The organism is Anaerovorax sp. IOR16, assembly GCF_017168145.1.
Taxonomy (GTDB): Bacteria; Bacillota; Clostridia; order Peptostreptococcales; family Anaerovoracaceae; genus IOR16.
The window spans coordinates 80,331-100,184 of sequence record NZ_JADQTL010000005.1; the positions used below are offsets into that span (position 1 = coordinate 80,331).

At 33.8% G+C, this 19,854-nt stretch carries 18 protein-coding genes and 1 pseudogene; 8 read left to right on the top strand and 11 right to left on the bottom strand.

The window, feature by feature from the left end:
* The first annotated feature begins 10 nt into the window (after nucleotides 1-10).
* Genes mutS through I2490_RS01975 form a run of 7 tightly spaced genes read left to right on the top strand, consistent with a single transcriptional unit; the run spans nucleotide 11 to nucleotide 9,743 of the window.
* Complete coding sequence (gene mutS, locus I2490_RS01945; protein ID WP_206458101.1) at nucleotides 11-2,659, top strand: DNA mismatch repair protein MutS; 2,649 nt, start codon at nucleotides 11-13, stop codon at nucleotides 2,657-2,659.
* Nucleotides 2,656-4,530: a DNA mismatch repair endonuclease MutL gene (mutL, locus tag I2490_RS01950; RefSeq protein ID WP_206458102.1), complete on the top strand. Its 1,875-nt coding sequence runs from the start codon at nucleotides 2,656-2,658 to the stop codon at nucleotides 4,528-4,530. The genes mutS and mutL overlap by 4 nt, the downstream gene beginning before the upstream one ends.
* A gap of 24 nt (nucleotides 4,531-4,554) precedes the next feature.
* Nucleotides 4,555-5,490: a tRNA (adenosine(37)-N6)-dimethylallyltransferase MiaA gene (gene miaA, locus I2490_RS01955; protein WP_206458103.1), complete on the top strand. Its 936-nt coding sequence runs from the start codon at nucleotides 4,555-4,557 to the stop codon at nucleotides 5,488-5,490.
* 11 nt (nucleotides 5,491-5,501) lie between these two features.
* Entirely contained in the window at nucleotides 5,502-6,623 is a 1,122-nt protein-coding gene (locus I2490_RS01960) for a tyrosine-type recombinase/integrase (RefSeq protein ID WP_206458104.1), read from the top strand.
* Between the two features lie 45 nt (nucleotides 6,624-6,668).
* The gene (locus I2490_RS01965) at nucleotides 6,669-7,958 is read left to right on the top strand and encodes a methionine gamma-lyase family protein (RefSeq protein WP_206458105.1); all 1,290 of its coding nucleotides are present in this window, start codon (nucleotides 6,669-6,671) and stop codon (nucleotides 7,956-7,958) included.
* A gap of 30 nt (nucleotides 7,959-7,988) precedes the next feature.
* On the top strand, nucleotides 7,989-8,732 hold the full coding sequence (locus I2490_RS01970) for a TVP38/TMEM64 family protein (RefSeq protein WP_206458106.1): 744 nt from the start codon (nucleotides 7,989-7,991) through the stop codon (nucleotides 8,730-8,732).
* 51 nt (nucleotides 8,733-8,783) lie between these two features.
* Nucleotides 8,784-9,743 (top strand): polysaccharide deacetylase family protein, encoded by a 960-nt coding sequence (locus I2490_RS01975; RefSeq protein WP_206458107.1) that lies wholly within the window; start codon nucleotides 8,784-8,786, stop codon nucleotides 9,741-9,743.
* 145 nt (nucleotides 9,744-9,888) lie between these two features.
* On the opposite strand, the pseudogene I2490_RS01980 reads toward I2490_RS01975, so the two are convergent.
* Both I2490_RS01980 and I2490_RS01985 read right to left on the bottom strand, forming a co-directional pair.
* Nucleotides 9,889-11,252: pseudogene (locus tag I2490_RS01980) on the bottom strand (IS1182 family transposase).
* A 200-nt stretch (nucleotides 11,253-11,452) separates the two neighbouring features.
* Nucleotides 11,453-12,253: an AAA family ATPase gene (locus I2490_RS01985; RefSeq protein WP_206458108.1), complete on the bottom strand. Its 801-nt coding sequence runs from the start codon at nucleotides 12,251-12,253 to the stop codon at nucleotides 11,453-11,455.
* Between the two features lie 159 nt (nucleotides 12,254-12,412).
* Here I2490_RS01985 and yneA point away from each other — a divergent pair, with 159 nt between their 5' ends.
* A complete protein-coding gene (yneA, locus tag I2490_RS01990; RefSeq protein WP_206458109.1) occupies nucleotides 12,413-12,715 on the top strand; it encodes a cell division suppressor protein YneA in 303 nt (100 codons plus the stop codon).
* A 970-nt stretch (nucleotides 12,716-13,685) separates the two neighbouring features.
* Here the strand turns inward: yneA and I2490_RS01995 are convergent.
* The 9 genes from I2490_RS01995 to I2490_RS02035 all read right to left on the bottom strand — a co-directional run.
* Nucleotides 13,686-15,074 carry a sensor histidine kinase gene (locus tag I2490_RS01995; protein ID WP_206458110.1) on the bottom strand — a complete coding sequence of 463 codons (1,389 nt, stop codon included), beginning with the start codon at nucleotides 15,072-15,074 and terminating at the stop codon, nucleotides 13,686-13,688.
* Nucleotides 15,071-15,757, bottom strand: coding sequence for a response regulator transcription factor (locus tag I2490_RS02000; protein ID WP_206458111.1), 687 nt, complete (start codon nucleotides 15,755-15,757; stop codon nucleotides 15,071-15,073). Before I2490_RS02000 ends, I2490_RS01995 begins: the two co-directional genes overlap by 4 nt.
* A gap of 25 nt (nucleotides 15,758-15,782) precedes the next feature.
* The gene (locus I2490_RS02005) at nucleotides 15,783-16,028 is read right to left on the bottom strand and encodes an SHOCT domain-containing protein (RefSeq protein WP_206458112.1); all 246 of its coding nucleotides are present in this window, start codon (nucleotides 16,026-16,028) and stop codon (nucleotides 15,783-15,785) included.
* A gap of 14 nt (nucleotides 16,029-16,042) precedes the next feature.
* Nucleotides 16,043-16,225, bottom strand: coding sequence for an SHOCT domain-containing protein (locus I2490_RS02010; RefSeq protein WP_206458113.1), 183 nt, complete (start codon nucleotides 16,223-16,225; stop codon nucleotides 16,043-16,045).
* A 201-nt stretch (nucleotides 16,226-16,426) separates the two neighbouring features.
* Nucleotides 16,427-16,591: a DUF1540 domain-containing protein gene (locus I2490_RS02015; protein ID WP_206458114.1), complete on the bottom strand. Its 165-nt coding sequence runs from the start codon at nucleotides 16,589-16,591 to the stop codon at nucleotides 16,427-16,429.
* 95 nt (nucleotides 16,592-16,686) lie between these two features.
* Nucleotides 16,687-17,295: a DUF2238 domain-containing protein gene (locus tag I2490_RS02020; protein WP_206458115.1), complete on the bottom strand. Its 609-nt coding sequence runs from the start codon at nucleotides 17,293-17,295 to the stop codon at nucleotides 16,687-16,689.
* Nucleotides 17,296-17,586: 291 nt separating this feature from the next.
* On the bottom strand, nucleotides 17,587-18,351 hold the full coding sequence (locus tag I2490_RS02025; protein WP_206458116.1) for a LysM peptidoglycan-binding domain-containing protein: 765 nt from the start codon (nucleotides 18,349-18,351) through the stop codon (nucleotides 17,587-17,589).
* A gap of 136 nt (nucleotides 18,352-18,487) precedes the next feature.
* Nucleotides 18,488-18,952: a metallophosphoesterase family protein gene (locus tag I2490_RS02030; protein ID WP_206458117.1), complete on the bottom strand. Its 465-nt coding sequence runs from the start codon at nucleotides 18,950-18,952 to the stop codon at nucleotides 18,488-18,490.
* A gap of 91 nt (nucleotides 18,953-19,043) precedes the next feature.
* Nucleotides 19,044-19,854 (bottom strand): hypothetical protein (locus tag I2490_RS02035; RefSeq protein WP_206458118.1); only part of this gene is annotated, 811 nt, incomplete at its 5' end.

A 19,854-nucleotide genomic window follows, 5' to 3' on the forward strand; every position in this document is an offset into this window, starting at 1 on the left:
GAGGTAACCTATGGCACTCACACCCATGATGCAACAGTATATGGAGATCAAAGAAAAATATAAAGACTGTATTCTATTTTTCCGTTTGGGTGATTTTTATGAAATGTTCTTTGAAGATGCCATTACAGCCTCAAAGGAAATGGAAGTTACACTAACCGGAAAAAACTGTGGACAAGAAGAAAAGGCACCTATGTGTGGTGTTCCTTTTCACGCAGCCGATACTTACATAGCAAAGCTTGTGGAAAAAGGCTATAAAGTAGCCATCTGTGAACAGGTTGAAGATCCTGCCCTTGCAAAGGGGATCGTAAAACGTGAAGTGATTCAAATCGTAACGCCAGGTACCGTAGTCAGTCAAACCATGTTAAATGAAAAAGAAAACAATTATTTGGCATCGGTTTATATGGAAGGTCCACATGCAGGTCTTGCTTTTTGTGATATTTCCACAGGAGAAATCAGTACGACTGAATTTCTTGGCAATTCTTCAAGAGAATTACTCTTAAATGAGCTGGTAAAATTGAAGGTAAAAGAAATCTTGGTCAATGAGGAGATTCTTTTTGAAGAATTTAATCAAGAAATCAAGCAAGCAACGAATGCTTATATTACAACGTTAAATGATAGCTACTATTCAAAAGATACAGCAGAAAGCCGTATTTTATCACAATTTCAGATTGGATCTTTAAAAGGGATTGGTCTTTCTGAGCACACCAATGCAACCTTATCTTTAGGTGCCTTGTTATCCTATCTATTCGAAACTCAGAAACAAACTCTTTCACATTTATCCCATTTAAATGTATACGACATAGGGAAGCATATGTCCTTGGATAAAGCGACCATAAAAAATCTGGAATTGACAGAAACCCTCTTTGAAAAAAAAGTGCAAGGTTCTCTTTTGGGAATTTTAGATAAAACCCATACTGCAATGGGATCCCGAAAACTGAAACAGTGGCTGCGAGAGCCCTTAAATAATTGTCCTCAAATTCAGGAAAGACTCGACGCGGTAGAACTGTTATTTGATCAGATTTTAATCCGAAATAATCTCAAGGAATGTCTGAAAAAAATCTATGATTTAGAACGCCTTTGCGGCCGAGTTGCATGCGGAAATGCAAACGGAAAAGATTTTATAGCATTAAAAAACTCTATTTTTGTCTTGCCGGATATAAAGGAAGAGTTAAAACATTGTGGCAATTCATTACTTGAACGCTTAGAAACAGAAATGAATAGTCTGAAAGATGTTTATGACCGAATTGATTCTGCAATAATAGACGATCCTCCCTTTACCATTAAGGAAGGGGGTATCATCAAAAGCGGTTATTCTAACGAATTAGACCAAATGAAGGATTCCATTAAAGATGGACAAGCTTGGATTGCATCCTTGGAAACAACGGAAAGAGAACGTACCGGAATCAAAAATTTAAAAGTCGGCTATAACAAAGTTTTTGGTTATTATCTGGAAGTTACAAAATCGTATTTTCAATTAGTACCGGATAACTATATTCGAAAACAAACATTATCAAACTGTGAACGTTATGTTACACCGGAATTAAAAGAAGTTGAAGCCGTAGTATTGAATGCTGAGGCAAAAATCAACCAAATGGAATATGAATTGTTTCTTTCCTTACGTCAGGATGTTCAAAACAGCATTGGAATCATTCAAGAGACCTCAGCTGCAATTGCGATACTCGATGTGTTGGTTTCCTTTGCTGAATCCAGCAATCGGTTAGGATATGTAAAGCCACTCGTTCATGATGGAGATGAAATCATCATTGAAAAGGGAAGGCACCCAGTTATTGAGGCTACTATAAAGAATGGTATCTTTGTATCAAACGATACTTATTTGAACCGAAAAGATACAAGTATGCTCTTAATTACAGGACCAAACATGGCTGGAAAATCAACCTATATGAGACAAACGGCTTTAATTGTATTAATGGCGCAAATCGGCTGCTTTGTCCCTGCCGATCGAGCTTCCATCGGCATTGTCGATCGAATCTATACTCGAATTGGTGCTTCTGATAACTTAGCACAGGGTCAAAGTACATTTTTCGTTGAAATGAGTGAACTTGCATATATTTTGAATACAGCAACAGAACGCAGCTTAGTCATTTTAGATGAAATTGGAAGAGGTACTAGTACTTACGATGGTCTTTCCATTGCCTGGGCAGTTGTCGAATATCTGTGCAGTCATAAAAATCATATTCGTACTTTGTTTGCAACGCACTACCATGAATTAACCTCACTGGAGGGTCATATGGAAGGCGTTCAAAATCGAAATGTTGATGTTGCTGAAGAAAATGGTACCGTCGTATTTCTACATAAAATTGTACCGGGAAGTGCAAGCCGAAGCTACGGAATTCACGTTGCAAAGCTTGCTGGTGTACCAACTCTATTATTACAAAATGCACAGGAAAAACTGGATGAGCTTGAGTCTGAAAGCAAGGAAATGGATTTGCAGCAATACCTGACTTCTTCGTTTGTATCAAAGGATACAAACCCTATTCCTGAAGAAACACAACAGCTTTCCTTGTTTGATTTTGCTCCAAATGAAATTGTAAAACGGTTAAATGATTTGGACCTGATGAACCTCACACCATCCGAAGCCTTTTCCATTTTAGAAGACCTCAAATCTGCTGCTGAAAAAGCAGAAAGGAGTTACCGTTGAAATCAATTGATCGAAGGAAAATACAAGCGCTTTCAAAAGAGGTTGCAGATAAAATTGCAGCCGGTGAGGTAGTAGATCGTCCAATTTCTATTGTAAAAGAATTGCTGGAAAACGCAATTGATGCCGGAGCAGACTCGATTGTGGTAGAAATAAAAAATGGAGGAAAAACCTACATCCGTATTACAGATAACGGATGTGGAATTCCTAAAAATGAGGTTGAACTTGCATTCCAACGACATGCTACCAGCAAAATTAAGGAAGCAGCTGATTTAAATCATATTTATACCCTGGGTTTTCGTGGTGAAGCACTTTCCAGTATATGTGCGGTTTCCCGTACAGAATTGATCACGAAAACACCAGAAGAAAAAACAGGAATTCGTCTTTGTATTGATGGGGGAGAAGTTGTTCAAAAATCCGATACCGGCTGTCCCGATGGAACAACTATAATTGTTACTGATTTATTTTATAATACCCCGGCACGGTTGAAGTTTTTAAAGGCTGACCATACAGAAAGTACTTTAATCATTGACTTCATTTCAAAAATGGCACTTGCTTATCCGGACATTAAAATTCGTCTGATTAATAATGGTTCCATTCTTTTTTCAACACCAGGAAAAGGAGATATATATACCAATATATTAACAATATACAGCAAAGAAATTGGTCAAAAACTAATCCATTTAACAGAGGATGATGGAAAAGGAATTAAACTCGAAGCTTACATTTCTTCTCCTGACCAAACAAAAACCAATCGAAAAAGTCAGATTTTTTTTGTAAACGGCCGTTATATCAGTAGTAAAATTTTAGACAAAGCGGTTGCTGAAGCCTACGCGGAAAAATTATTCGAAGGTCGCTATCCCATTGCTTTTCTTTTTCTAAATATTGATCCGGAACAGTTGGATGTAAACATTCATCCAAATAAGCAAGAAATTCGATTTGATGATGAAGGCAATGTAAGCCACTTTGTACGATCATGCATTCGCAAAGGTTTATTAACTGCCGATGCCATTCCAGAGGTGAAAAAAGAAAATCTCTTTGCAAAAATGCCTGTACCTATAAAAAATCAAAAAACAGAAGAACAGGTTGACATAAAAAAATTGTTGGAAACAAAACGAAAAGAACAAGAGATGATAACGCAATCTAAAAATTCTCTCTTCATAAATAAAACCGATGAAAAAGCAAAAGATAGAAATAAGAATATGGCAGATGATCTCTCTTTTGTAAAAGAATCATGTGAAACATATCCATTACCTATACAGCAACCGGTGGAACAGCAGAATGGCATAACTGCATTTGTTCTTTCGAATCTACATCCAACTGGCTCTCTTTTCGGCACCTATATCACAGCAGTCGATGAAAATTATTTTTATTTAATTGATCAGCATGCAGCACACGAACGTGTCTTTTACGAAACGCTTCTGGAACAATACCATTTGGAAGAAAAACCATCGCAGATTCTCTTGACGCCTTATTTGCTAGAAATTCCTTATCGGTTAAAAAATGATGATGTTCATTGGATACATTCTCTCAAGCAAATGGGATTTGCCTTAGAAGAATTTGGACAGAGGTCTTATCGGGTTACGGAAATTCCAATGTATATGAGTTTGACTGAATCCGAACGGTTTTTGGATTATTTTTGTGATAATCTTACGGAGGACGGAGAGCTTTTAGACCCTAAAAAATGGAACGATATTGTTATGAAAGCTTGTAAATCTGCAATAAAGGCAAATGATTCTTTGGATTTACAGGAAATGATTCAGCTTCTTAAAGATCTTTCTAATACAAAAAATCCATTTTCCTGTCCACACGGCAGACCTACGTTTATTAAAATGAGCAAATATGAAATTGAAAAAATGTTTAAACGTACTTAACAATAAAAAGGACTTGGTGATTTTGTGAAACGAAACATTGTAATTATCGCAGGCCCTACGGCCGTAGGAAAAACAAAATATGCCATTAAAATAGCACAAAACCTCGGTGGTGAAATTGTATCAGCGGATTCAATGCAAATTTACCGTTATATGAATATCGGCAGTGCAAAACCAACAAAAGAAGAATTGGCGCAAGCCCGTCATTACATGGTAGATGAAATCGATCCTAAAACAGATTTCAGCGTTGCAGAATATCAAAAAAAAGCAAAAGAATGCATCGCGCAAATTTTTGACAAAGATGCACTTCCGATTATTAGCGGAGGTACGGGACTGTATGTAAATTCTTTGATTTATGATATGGATTTCTCAGTCATTCCGAAGCAAACACAGTTTCGTAAACAGCTGCAAGAAGAAGCCGAAACTTATGGCAATGAATTCATACATGAAAAATTAAGAAAAAAAGATCCAAAAGCAGCAGAACGCATCCATCCTAATAATGTAAAAAAGGTCATTCGTGCCCTGGAAATTTTGGAATCCGGAAAAAACGATGTACGAGAATTTGAAGAATCGTTCGTAAAAACGAAAGATTATGAAGTCATTTTGGTAGGGTTAAACCGCAATCGTGATGAATTGTATGAACGAATCAATCATAGAGTCGACCTTCTGATGAAAGCAGGACTTCTTCAAGAAATTCAACAGCTATTGGATATCGGACTAACCGAAAGTAATATTTCAATGAAGGGAATTGGCTATAAAGAACTAATCGATTATTTTCATGGTGGTTATTCACTGGAAGAAGCAGTGGAACGCATTAAAAAGAACACACGTCATTACGCAAAGCGTCAGCTTACATGGTTTCGGCGTTATAAGGAAATGCAGTGGTTTAATCTTTCAGAATTTGAAAGCAGTCAAAAAGCAGAAGAGGCAATTCTAAATTATATCAAGAGCAATTTACCTTAACGGAGGTTGTTATGTCTTCACAAAAAGAAATTCAAATACAAAATAAAAAGGGGAAACCGACAAATATTCTATTAAAAGAAAATGATATTATAAATCATTGCGTGGAAGTGGAAAAAGAACTTCCTCGTTGGCTTAATGGATTTTTTATGTATCTAAAAGGCAATTTGCTTCCTATGTCACGTTTGGCTTATTTAAAGGATGTTCGTTTTTTTTGCCGTTACTTAATTGAAGAAACGGATTTAACACAAGCAACAAAACCAAGAGATATACTTGTTGAAGATTTTGAGCAGATACAAGCAGTTGATATTAATATATTCATTGATTATTGTCGTCGTTATAAAATAGAAACCGATAAAAATATCATCATATATGAAAACGATAAAAAATCACTCGCGCGAAAAAAATCTTCCTTATCCGTCTTTTTTAAATATCTATATCGTGATGGTTTAGTACCTAAAAACATTACCGACGGTTTTGACCCAATTAAGCTTCCAAAGGCATCGGATCACGAGATCAAAGCATTACAGGATGATGAAGTTATGATTATGTTAGATGCCGTTACCAATGGAACCGGTTTGACGGATCATGAACGCCGCTATTGGGAAAAGACAAAGCATCGTGACAAATGCATTCTCATTTTATTTGTTACGTATGGCTTACGATTGTCTGAACTACAGCAGCTTAATGTCTCATCCTTTAATTTCAGTCGCGGTGAGTTTAAAATTTACAGAAAAAGAGCGAAAGAATCTTTGATGCCTTTAAACAATACCGTAATGGAAGCTCTGCAAAATTATTTGGATTTAGAACGTCCAAGCAACGATCAACTTCTAAAGGAAGAGCAGGATGCTCTATTTCTTTCTTTGCAAAAAAAACGTATGACAGAACGTCAAATTCGTGAAATGGTTAAAAAATATACTTCAATTACTCTAAAAACAGGAAGAAAACAAGGGTATAGCCCGCATAAGCTGCGTGCAACAGCTGCAACCTCGCTGATCGCTCGCGGAAATTCCATCTATGATGTACAGGCACTTTTAGATCATGATAATGTTACGACGACACAACTTTATGCCGCACATAAAATGAATGTAAAGCGGGATTTAATTAAGGTCTTCGAATGGAAGGAAGAAGAATAAATACATATTTCGTTTTAAAAAATAAATTATAAAAGAGGGAAACAAATGCAGAAAAACACCAATCAATTACTAAAAGAATCCTTGGGAATCCATGAAAATGTAATTAATACCATTTCGCAAGCGGAAGAAGAAATCAAAGACATCTTTTCTGAACTCGATGATATCATGGCGTTCAATCAATATAAAGTTTTAGATGTATTTCAAAAATGCCGCATCAGTGATATGCATTTCGCTTGGAATACTGGATATGGTTATGACGATCCCGGAAGAGATGCATTGGAAAAAGTATATGCCATGCTCTTTAAAACAGAAGCCGCTTTGGTACGTCCGATTATTGTAAATGGAACACATGCATTAACTTTAACTTTAACGGGTATTTTAAGACCAGGAGATGAGTTGATTTATTGTACGGGAAAGCCTTATGATACCTTGGAAGAGGTAATTGGTCTCCGAGAAGAAGGGCGAGGCTCCTTAAAAGAATTTGGAATTACCTACAAACAAGTGGATTTAAAAGAAGACGGTACCATTGATTTGAATACTTTAAAAAATACCATTTCTTCCAAAACGAAAATGGTTTGCGTTCAAAGAGCAACGGGATACGGTTGGCGTAAAGCCATAACCATTCCCGAAATGGAAGAATGGGCTCGCTTTGTAAAAGAAATCAATCCAAATATCGTTTGCATGGTTGATAATTGCTATGGAGAATTTTTAGATACGAAAGAGCCAACCGAAGTCGGTGTTGATGTTATCGCCGGTTCATTAATTAAAAACCCAGGAGGAGGTTTGGCATTAACGGGGGGATACATTGCCGGACGTTCCGATTTAATTGAGAACATTTCTTATCGAATGACTTCCCCTGGAATTGGCGGGGAATGTGGGCTTACCTTTGGTCAAACTCGTACAATGCTGCAAGGACTTTTCATCGCTCCAAAAGTAGTTAATGGTGCGATAAAAGGTGCAATATTATGTGCAAAAGTCTTCCAAAATTTAGGGTATGAAGTTTGTCCAAAGCCAGATGAAAAAAGAAGTGATATTATCGAAGCCGTAAAATTAGGTTCTGCAGAAGCAGTAGTTGCTTTTTGTGAAGGTATTCAGGCAGCTGCTCCAATTGATTCTCACGTAAAGCCAGTAGCTTGGGATATGCCGGGTTATGCAGATCCCGTAATTATGGCAGCAGGGGCATTCGTACAGGGCTCTTCCATTGAATTAAGTGCAGATGCACCAATTCGACCTCCTTATATTGTATATTTTCAAGGCGGTCTAACTTACGAGCATTCCAAATTTGGTGTAATTAAAGCATTGCAAGCTTTGTATGAAAAAGAAATAATTAAATAAAAAGAAAGTAGGGGGATTAGGAGTTAATTTATGCAAAAGGATAAACGCAAAAAGCAATTTCAATTTTTCTTTTCTATTGTAAAGCTAACGCTTTTGCTGGTTATCGCATTAGGGATACCTTTGATTCTTTATTTTTGGTTCCCGGATTTTTTAAATCGATTTAAGACTCAAGAGGAGATTAATGCATTTCTTTCCCAATACCACACAGCCGGTATCTTTATTTACATCGGATTTCAAATGATACAAATCATTATTTGTATCATTCCGGGACAAATGCTGCAATTTGCAGCTGGATACGCTTATTACTTTTGGATTGGGTTTTTCCTCTCCATTATCGGAATTGGGTTAGGTACCGTTATTACATTTTATTTAGCAAGAATACTAGGAAAAAATGCAATGCACGTTCTATTTGGGGAAAAGAAAATCAATCATTTTATCGAAATGTTGAACAGCAAACGGGCATATATGATAATTTTTATACTGTATGTAATTCCAGGTTTTCCAAAAGATCTAATTACTTATGCAGCTGGTGTCTCAGAGATAAAATTAAAGCCATATTTGGTTTTATCTCTGGTAGGCAGAACACCTGCCTTAATGGCTACGATTATGATTGGTGCGATGACTCGAACCGGTAGTTATACGAATGTCATTCTTCTTTGTGTTGCGGTTGTCTTTCTCTCCGTTGTTTGTTTCGTACACAGAAAGAAGTTTATTGGTATTACTGATGTTATATACAATCGATTAATACAATCAAGAAAAAGAAGTTACAGGTAAAAATAAAAGAAAAGGAGAATCCGTTTTAAAAAAGAACGAGTTGAAATAATTATGAAGCATCGATTTTTAATAATATTTTTTGTTACTATTTTTGTATTAAGCTGGGTTCAGCCTACTTTGGCTCTGGAAAGATCCATTTCCATTTCCACTGATGTACAAATTAATCTTGGAAAAAAAGTTGCAGAAAATTTCAAAATGCAGGAAAAAAAATTATCCAATCAGACCAAAAAGATTAATTATAAAGTCATACCATTGTCCGTTCCGATTTTAATGTTTCACCATATTTCCGACGAAGAAAATTCATCTTTAACTTCTAACACATTTCGTCGTTATATGATGGAATTGAAAGAAGGCGGCTATGAAACTATTTTCTATGAAGATTTGTACGCATTTGTAAAAGGTGAAAAGGATTTGCCTGAAAAACCAGTTATTATTACCTTTGATGATGGATATGAAAGCAATTACTTATATGCTTATCCAATTTTAAAGGGATTGGGAATGAAAGCTGAAATTTCAATTATTGGCAGTTCTGTTGGTTTGGATAAAAATCCAAACACAGGACTTCCGATTATTCCGCATTTTTCTTGGGAACAGGCAAAAGAGATGGTGAATTCAGGTTTTATACGGATTCGATCCCATAGCTATGAAATGCATCAACATGTTTCTGCAGAAGAAGTCAATCGGCTTGGTGTTATGAAGAAAGCTTACGAATCTCCACAGTATTATTTTAATATGTTTTCTCAAGATACGAAGCAAATGAAGGAGTTAATAGAGAAAAATTTAAACTATGACGATTTAGCATATACATATCCTTATGGAAAATACAATTTACAAACAGAACATGTACTGCAAAATATGAACTATAAAATTACAATTACAACGAGCCCTGGAGTCAATCGGGTGAAAATCGGAGAAAATGATTCTTTACATACTATGAAACGCATTCCTTGTGATACCAATAACTCACAAAACATAATTGATCGAATTAAATATTATGAAGAGAACTACTAATAATTTTAAAAAGCTACGGAGTTTATTCCGTAGCTTCAGACTGTAGACAAAATACCTTGCTAAATTTATATTCTTATAATTTCTGCAAGGTATTTTCTATTTTTTCTATAAAGCTTTTAAAAAAAGAAAAAATAAAAGGATATCTCTATGCCATTTGATTCCTTCTTTCAGATTTATGAATCCATGTTGCTAGTTTTTTTAGATTCATGGACGCAAAAAGAAGATTCAGTTCCATTTCTATCTTCTGAATCCCTCGATATTGTGTATAACGCATATTATGTTTTTCTTTTGCATCTGCAAAGACTCGCTCAATGGTTTGACTCCGTAGTTTGTAAAGATCTCGATACTTTGGAGTATGACGAATGTCCTCACATTGCTCTATGTAGTTTTCCCATATATGACGTGTGACTACTTTTACATGGTCCTTACTTGCTGTGCATTCTGATAAGGAAGGGCAACTCTTGCAAATTTCTCCTTTACTCTTATATTCCCGATACCCTTCTCTATTTGTTGTAGTATAGTTTAACACTTGGTTTTCTGGGCATACAAAGCAATCATAGTATTCATCATAAGCATATTCGTGTTTTTTAAAATAACCATTTTTTGTCATAGGTCGTTTGTATGGTAGGATAGGAATTCGTTTATCTTTGAGTATTTCTCTAGCAATTGCAGGTGTTTTATATCCGGAATCCATTACAATATTTTTTACACCTTTATATCTTTTTACTTTTTCATAAATCTTTGGGAATGCAACTGAGTCATGTACATTTCCTGGATTTGTATGAAAAGCAAGTATGTAATTGTTTCGATCGCAAGCTACATTTGCAGCATAAGCAAATACTACCTTATGCTTTCCTTTATGAAATACACCGCAATCCGGATCTACGGTACTTTTCTTGATTACTTTTGTCTTTTCTTTGGCTTCCGTTTTTTTTTACAAGCTTGTTTTCCTCGTTCAATGCGATCTTCGTTAATTTCTTTCATTAGTTCTTTTTCATAGTATTTAACGGATTCCAAAACGGTTTCTTTTTCACTGTTATGGTTATTTGCACTTGCTTTAATATGTGTACCGTCAATGAAAATGCTTTCTGAATTAATGAATTCATATTCCATAATTTCAGCAATGACTCTTTGAAAGATTTGTTCGAATAAGTCAGTATTTTGAAACCGACGAGAGTAGTTTTTACCAAAGGTAGAAAAGTGAGGAATTTCTTCCTCTAAACTATAACCAAGATACCATCGATAAGCTACATTCGTTTGAATTTCTTTAATGGTCTGCCTCATGGATCGAATACCAAAGGTATATTGAATGAGGGTAATTTTAATTAAGACGACAGGGTCGATGCTTTCTTTTCCCACATCAGAATACAAATCTTTTACAAGGTCATAAATGAAAGAGAGATTAATCGCAGTATCTATCTTACGAATAATATGATCTTGTGGAACAAGAGAATTCAAGGTTACCATTTGAAATTGATCACGACCTAATAAATCTTTCTTACCCATCATAAAGCAAATACCTCCATGTATTTATACATATATTTTACCATAAATACAATAAAATGTATTACATTATGTAAAAAAAACTGTAGGCAAAGATAGAGATATCCTTGTCTACAGTCTGAAGCTACGGAGTTTATTCCGTAGCTTTTCTATTTTGTCCTTACCTTATTTTATTTCTCTACATTATGAATCTTACTAATAATTTTTTATCTAAAATAAGATTCTTTTTCTTTAAAAAATTCATAATATACTCTGACAGTTTCCAAGTCAGACCAATTTGACTCTGTAATTTGCTTTTGATCCAAGTCATATATTTTACCCTCAAGGGTACCCAAAAGAAACGGAGAATGTGTTGCAATGATAAACTGGCAGCCAAGCAATCTTGCACGTCTGTTTATTTCATTGGCCAACTTGATTTGATTGCTTGGAGAAAGTGAGGTTTCCGGCTCATCTAAAAGGTAAAGAGCATCCATCTCAATTTCTTCCTCTAAAAGCTGATATGCCGTTTCTCCATTTGAATATTTTTCTTTACTAAATTCTAAATTTTCCATTGCCTGCTTAAGCTTCACCGGACGCATTTTTCTTTCAATTGTATTTTCATCTGCATCTTCAATTCCAAGTGTTCTTGCACAATGTCGAATATAAGCATCCAACATGGTTCTTTTATCTTCTACTTGTTTCACTTCATTTAAAATATCTTCACTTTTAATATATCGGCTGCTTTTTGGAATCGCAGTAAATTCCTCCGCTATAATACCATTGCACTCATTAATATACTGAAAAAAAGCTTCCCCACATGCTTTTGAACGTACTGATCCATTTAACTTATAATGATTGGCAATCACATTCAATACAGTAGATTTTCCGGAAGCATTCGCTCCATAAAGTATCGTAATGGAATCAAAGAACATAACATCAATTCTACGAGAACTCAATATGTTGTAAGGATATACGTTTTGCGTCATAGCTGTATTTTTAGAAAATTCAAAGCCTCTTAAATAGATCATTTTAATACTCCTAATTTCGAATTGATATAAATTTCAAAATAAGTATAGCATAAATATAAAAAAAGAACAAATGTTTTAATTTTCTATTTACAAAGAACATACATTCTGTTATTATAATGGTACAAACACATGTTCTTTTTAGGGTAGGAGGGCGTTATCATGACTAAGAAATATCGAATCGTATCAAAATCTCGTTTTACCGTTTTTATGAGTTTGTTTTTCATACTTCTCATTGTAATTATGAATTCCTTATTCGGCTTTTATCAGTCAGACAGTCTAACGCAAACAAACTATATGGAAATTCAAATTCAAGATGGTGATACTTTATGGAATTTAGCAAAAGAATTCGGACCAGCTCATCAAGATCTTCGTGCAGTGGTTTATGAAATCTGCATGATCAATCAAATCTCCGCAGATTGTATCTATCCAGGGCAATCTATTTTGATTCCATCTACTATTTAATAAATATCTTTCATATTCTTCAATTTGTTCTGAAATAGTATGGATTTTTACTCGTACTGTACATAATTAGATTTAAAGAGAGATTTTATAGGTATAAAACCATTAAAAGGAAGAAAAAGTCGCTTAAATCGACGATTTGAGGCTCGTCCAGTTAAAACGTTGAAATTTCAACGTTTATAAATGCAGATTAAGAATTTGAACTTTAAAACATCAAATGATATAGAAAAAACAATCATTGGATCGATGAAATTCACTGGATGTAAATAAAGACAAAAGAAATATATACAAATTGTGGTGGAATAAGAATATATAGAAAAGTAAGTATTAAATAATGTGATTTTTTTAAGATTGAATTAAAATAGATTTATATAAGAAATGAAAAAGAATTGTGATAGATTAAATTCTATAATACTTTAAAAAATAAGATTAAGAAGATAAGAGATAGAACATAAAGAATGGTTTAAATAGATATTAGTGATATAATGTAAAATAATATATTTATATAAAGGGACTCAAAAGGAACAAATTTATGGTTAAAAAGCCAAAAAGCTGCTCCTTCTTTAAATTTTGTATATACTATTCCGAAAACACACATTTTAGGAATAGTTATCCTTCGTTTCAAAGCCCCTGTTTAGAGACTTTGCAGATTCTTGTCAATTAAACGAAACGTCTTTAATATCTATTTTTAATATAAATATTAAACTAATTTCCATTTAATCCAATTTTAATCATCTAGTAATATGGTTCCCTTTGAATCCTCAACTAATATAAATATAGGAAAACGCTTCTTATAAACAACTCCAAAACTTTAACTAACTATAATTCAAAACATTTTACTCCATTTTGATATTTATAAGAAGATTTTTAATATCTGAGCTTATTACCATTTTTAACACTTCATTATATATTTCTCCATGTATTTCTCCCTAATTATGTTTATCAAGTTAATCTTACATTCTAAATATCTACATTAGTACTTAGAATTTGGTAAATCCTTAGAGTTTTCTAATGGTGGCCCATCACAAGGTAGCGTGATTATAAAACGGCTTCCCTTATTTAACTCGGACTCAACATGAATTTCACCATTAAGCATAGAGAGATTTTCTTTTACTACATATAAGCCAATCCCCTCCCCAGAAATGTTTGAAACATTGATTCCTCTAAAATATGCATTAAATAAGTTCTTCATATCTTCCGAACGAATACCGATACCCGTATCTTCAATCACGATCTTTAGTTCTTCTTCTATTAATTCGTAAGAAACCAATACTTTTCCATTTGGTTCAGTAAACTTATAGGCATTGGTTAGAATGTTATAAATACATTGACTTAATTTATATTTATCACTTTTAACAACGATCTTCTTATTACTTTGCAAGGATAAATCAATTTGCTTTTTACTGAATTGTACCTTTAATGAGCCGATAATTAATTTCAGAAGCTGATTCATTTCAACATCTTCAAGTTGAATGGATTCAAGGTTCTTTTCTGCATCAATCATAGCGCTCATATTTACAATAATCGAAGTTATGTTGTCAATCTGGGCTTTACAGGTTTCTATTTCTTTGCTCGACATGTCGAGTACACCATCCTCAAATCCTTCCAAGTTGGTTTTCAATATCGTCAGCGGTGTTCTAGTCTGATGAACCAGTTCATCCAGTAGCCGTTTCCTGCTTACCTGTTTCAGTTTCAGTTTTGATTGCAAAGCTTCAAGGCTCTGTTGAATAATACGGATTTCTTGAACTTTTGATTTTTCTATAGTTACATCTTGGCCTAAGTCAATGTTCGTTGCCATTTCAGTCACATTCATTAAATCTCTACTCATTTTTCTGCTAATGGCAAATCCGATAATAAGCATTAATATTACTACAATGCAAAAAGATAATATGCTGTTTCTTACTAAGGCAACTGTAAACATCCGAGTTTGCATCGAATTCGCTAAGGAGCTATATCTGACAATATCTAATTTGCCTAATAAAACTCCGGAATCAGAGATATCTTCGGAATCAACTTCCTCCATAGGGGTTCGCATCATCCTGTTCATCATATGATTGCCCATCATAGTTATTTCATTACTTACATCTGCCAATAAATAGCCATTTACATCATACAATTTTATCCTTACAATTGGGTCTACAATGTGTGTTTCTAGTTGTGTACTTAACTGTTGCTGCGTGAAATTCTCTAAAAGAGCTTTTCTCGTAAATTCAACTATTTGCTCATAATGTTTATTATAATTATTTTTAGAATTGTCAATAAAGTAATTATTAATCAACAATCCTAGAATGAAAGAGTTTATAATCACACAAATTATTGCAGACAAAATTAATACCAGCATCCACTGTCTTCTAATTGTCATGCGTGATTACCTCCGAAAGTGTAGCCTACACCATACTTTGTAACTAGAATCTGAGGGTTTCTCGGATTATCTTCAATTTTTTGTCTAATTCTCTTAATATAGCTGTCCACATTTCGATCATACCCTTCATATTCATTTCCATATGCTAATTCAATTAACTGCTCCCTAGTCAGGACTTGCCCTTGATTTTTGAACATGACAAGCAGCAGATTATACTCTGCTGCTGTAATTTGGATTTCATCATTCTTTTTATATAATCGCATACTTTTCGTATGCAGACTCAAGTCTTTGCATTGATATATAATTTCATCCGACTCATGATAAACTCTTTTCAACAGTGTCTTAATTCTTAACATTAGCTCTTTTACACTGAATGGCTTTATTACGTAGTCATCTACTCCAATTGTAAACCCTTTCACTCGGTCTACTTCTTCTTGCTTTGCCGTTATCATAATAACCGGTACCTCAGAGATCTTTCGTATCTCTTTTAAAACTTCGAATCCGTCAATTCCTGGCATCATAATATCTAACAGCACGAGATGAACTATATTATTGTTAAAGAAATTTAATGCTTCAAATCCATCTTTGGCCAAATAATATCCATAGCCTTCTTTTTTAAGATATTTTGAAATAATATCTCTTATTTCAGATTGATCTTCAACAACTAAAATCTGATATTTCATTAATTCACCTCACCCTTTCATAAATTTAATCCAATATCATTTTTCTTTTATTATATTCTTCTTCTGAAATTTCACCCATAGCCAATTTCATTTTTAATGCTTCTAAAGCTGCATTATCGGAATGGTGGCGTCTTTTTTTCTTAGCTAGAAAAAAGATACCTATTATAGTAAGTGCAATAAGTCCTAACATGATAGTCATACCCAATCCACCATACATAAAACCACTTGCTGCTCCGAAACATCTTCCAATTCCATTATATCCATACATCATTGTAATCACCTCTCTTAATCCTTAAGAACTTCTAGCGTTCTCAAATATGTTTGCTGATCAATTTCTCCATTAACATATCTTAATTTTAATATTTCTACGGCATCAGCTTTGCTGTTGTTTTTTCTTTCTTCATTATTATTGTCTTTTACTAAATAGTAAATGCCAAATCCGATCAGTAACCAAATTAAAATCATCATTGTTATTACTTCCTTTCTTCATTTATAAGTAAATACTATTCTTTCTTTTTTAAATCTTTTTTGTTTATGGCCTTACTATACAATGAAATTATGGCACAATTATGGTTGAATAAACTTTTTTATAAAATCTATAAAAAAATAAGTACAAATAAAAACCTAAACTTAGGTAATTACTTGTACTTATTTATTTTTTAATGAACCTTAACCTTTATAGTTATAATCTCTAGGTTTGAAAGTGTTACAGCAAGTTCCTGCTGCTGTATTTACCATATTATCTCCATTTGACGTAACTTCGACATTCTCTGCACAACATTCATGATTTTCATTGTAATGACATTCTTCACACATACATTTTAAATTTTTCATAATGATTCAACTCCTTATAATTTTTTTAATTATTATTTGTATTTGTGAATCAAAATATCCCTATTAATAAATTTGCTTTGTTTAACTATATCCTGTTAGTTTAATTTCTTTAAAGATTGATCATGTAATTTTGAAAGTGATAATAAAGAAATAATTGCACCGCATAAAGCACATAACATATCATAATGTGTATCCCAACCATCTCCCTGAGTACCTAAGAATACTTCAGCAGATTCTCCTTTCAGATGACCGGCCGTAAATTCCGTTAACTCATAAGCAGCACTAATCCCCAAGCAAATAAAAATTACGATTAAAACCAACCATTTTTCGTTCTTAATCACTTCATTTCGAATCAATATTTCTCGAACAATCATAGCCGGTATAAATCCCTGTGCAAAATGACCGACTCGATCATAATAATTACGACTTAATTCAAAATAATCTTGGATCCAATCAAACAGCGGCATTTCTGCATATGTATAATGCGCTCCTACAATTAATATGATGCAATGTATCCAAATCAAAACATACACTAAATTTGAAAATTTAAATTTGGGATAAAGAATCATTACGATACCGACACCTAGTATCGCCGGAAGCGTTTCTAAAAACCAAGTGAACATGTCTTTGGGTTCAATCACTGACCATATGAAAACTCCCAGTAAGTTCAACAATAATAATAAATGAAATGTCCTATTTTTCATAATCTCTTCCCTTCTTGTATTTATAAATGGAATGCTGTCTTTCTATACATCCGTATCTTCCATAATAGAAATCATTTCAATTTTATAACAGCATTCTAATATTTTCAACATAAACCTCCCCCACCCTACAAGAATACACTATCGTAAAATAATACCATCTACATCATTCAATCGAAACGATATTTCCCTATGTCATATAAAAATAACTGGGCAATGTAAAAAGCATTACCCAGTTATCGTTTCAATTACTTAAGTAGTTGTATTTTGTTTTTTATTTGAGTTACTATTTTTTCAATCTACGGTCATTTCACTCTTTCTTTGTTCTTCAAAATCTTTTTCTATCATTTTAACACCGTCTAACATTGCGATGATGTTTTCAATGGTCATTTCGTAGTTTCTATTCTTGATTGATTCCCCTAAATCATTTAACAGCATATCAAATTCAACAATATCATCATTATATTTTTCATCAAGTTCAGGTTTTAATCTATCCCAATACCTTTTTGCTGTCATATAATTATTATTCGCTTCATTCCAATCATTACTTTCAATGTTAATGATCATTTGTCTGCCTAGATAAGACAATCTCTTTATATCAGGTGGTATAATTATTTCAAAGTAGTCAAGCATATCTGCAAGAAATCTCGTAACTTGATTTGCTTGAGAGATTGCCGGGTAAGTCTTTTTGCGCATTACATTTTGCTCTAAATTGCGAATAGCAGAATTCATAGAAGAAATGATTTGATTCGGAACATAAGCCTCCTGAAGATATGGCATTGACTCATTCATTGCTCTCTTGATAACTTCTACCTTACTCATCGCCTCTGCCCAATCTCCTAGATATATATCATCAATGATATCTACGGCATTAGACTCTAATACATCAAATTGTTCCGGAATTCTAAATAAATCAGGAATCTGTATGATTTGCCCAATATAGATTAAATTTGGGTTTGCTAATTCGGGATTTGCATTAATCAATTGTACTAAAGGTATTCCAAATTGTTTTGCAATGTAAAATAAAGTATCATTGGGTTGTATGATGTACTCTTGCATTGTAACCCTCCTTTCTATTTATTCAATTTATAATATGTTCAAAAAAATATATTGCTACAAAGTAATATAAAAAGAAGGAATTCATACATTCCTTCTTTCTCCCCTTCCCTATTTTTCGTCCATAAAGATGAAAATTCTAACGTGTTTGTTTTTGTGGTAATATTATCTTTTCATACGTATAGGAATCTTGATCAATGTACATACGACACATGCTAATTTCTAAATCAAATCGGCGTTTACCACAGCTTCCCGGATTTAATAATAGTATCCCATCTCTTACTTTTTCATCATACTTATGTGAGTGCCCATATATAACCACATCAATATCCGTAAGATTCTCGGGAATATCCTTTTTATTATGGACAATTAAAAACTGAACTCCTTCAATTGTAACCGCAAGCAGTTTGGGCAAATACTCTGCCCAGTCCTTATCATTATTTCCTCGTACAATATATAATTCGCCATAGCCTTTCAGCTCTTGGACAATCGAATCGGTATTGATATCTCCGGCATGAATGACAATATCAGACGCTTCCAATTCTTCTTTAACTTCGTCGCGTAGTAATCCATGTGTGTCCGAAATAATGGCAATTCTTTTCATATGCACCCCATTTTCTGCTTTAGCATTCTATTTTATATTTGAGTAGTTTATAACTTTTTCAATTGTAAATAGTATACAAAATATATCCCAATTAATGATTTAATACTATTTGATTCAAATCTGCCTGCGTTTGCTGTATTTTATTTTGTATCTCTCTTCTTATCGTGTTTAATTGACTCTGAATCTGTTTCACTTGGTTATGTGTATCCTCTACCTGATTTCGACTTTTTTGAATGCGGTCAAGAACCGCCCAATCTGCAAACAGTCCATCAAAAAAGAAGTCGGCAAAATATAAAAAACCTTCGATCTTTGCCTGCATTTCTGCGTGAATTTTCACATCAGCAAGCTCTGTTTTATACCTTCCTAAAAGATCTTGTAATTGCTGTATTTGTTGCTCCGCATTATCGAGATTTGAATGCTTCGCCATATTAGAAATCAGTCCTCCGCCAAACAAATCCCATGTGCCCCATCCTTCGGCACGATCCAAAGATTCCATAATATCTTGTATCTGATTTATTATACATTCACCAATTGAATAGGCTTCATTAATTTCATTGTTTTGTGCTTTTAAAATTCGCATATGTTCTTCAAGACGAAGAATTTCAGGACCGTTTATCAAATCCGTTTTCTTTATGTATTCCGCTTTTTCATTTAATAAGTGTTCGTATTCACTTTCACAAGAGGACAGCTCCATAAGCTCATCCGTGTATCTTTGTATATCCTGATTGACAGCTCTCAGCTGAGCACAAACTTTATTATGCTTTGCTGCTGCAGCATGTGCCTCTCTTCTTTCTTTTTCCATTTGTTCTTCTTTTCGTCCGGTAATGGAATAATAAAGGGCAGTTAGGCTAACACCTTCCAACTTATTTACATCTGCCTGTTCTTTACTGCTAGCTGATGCT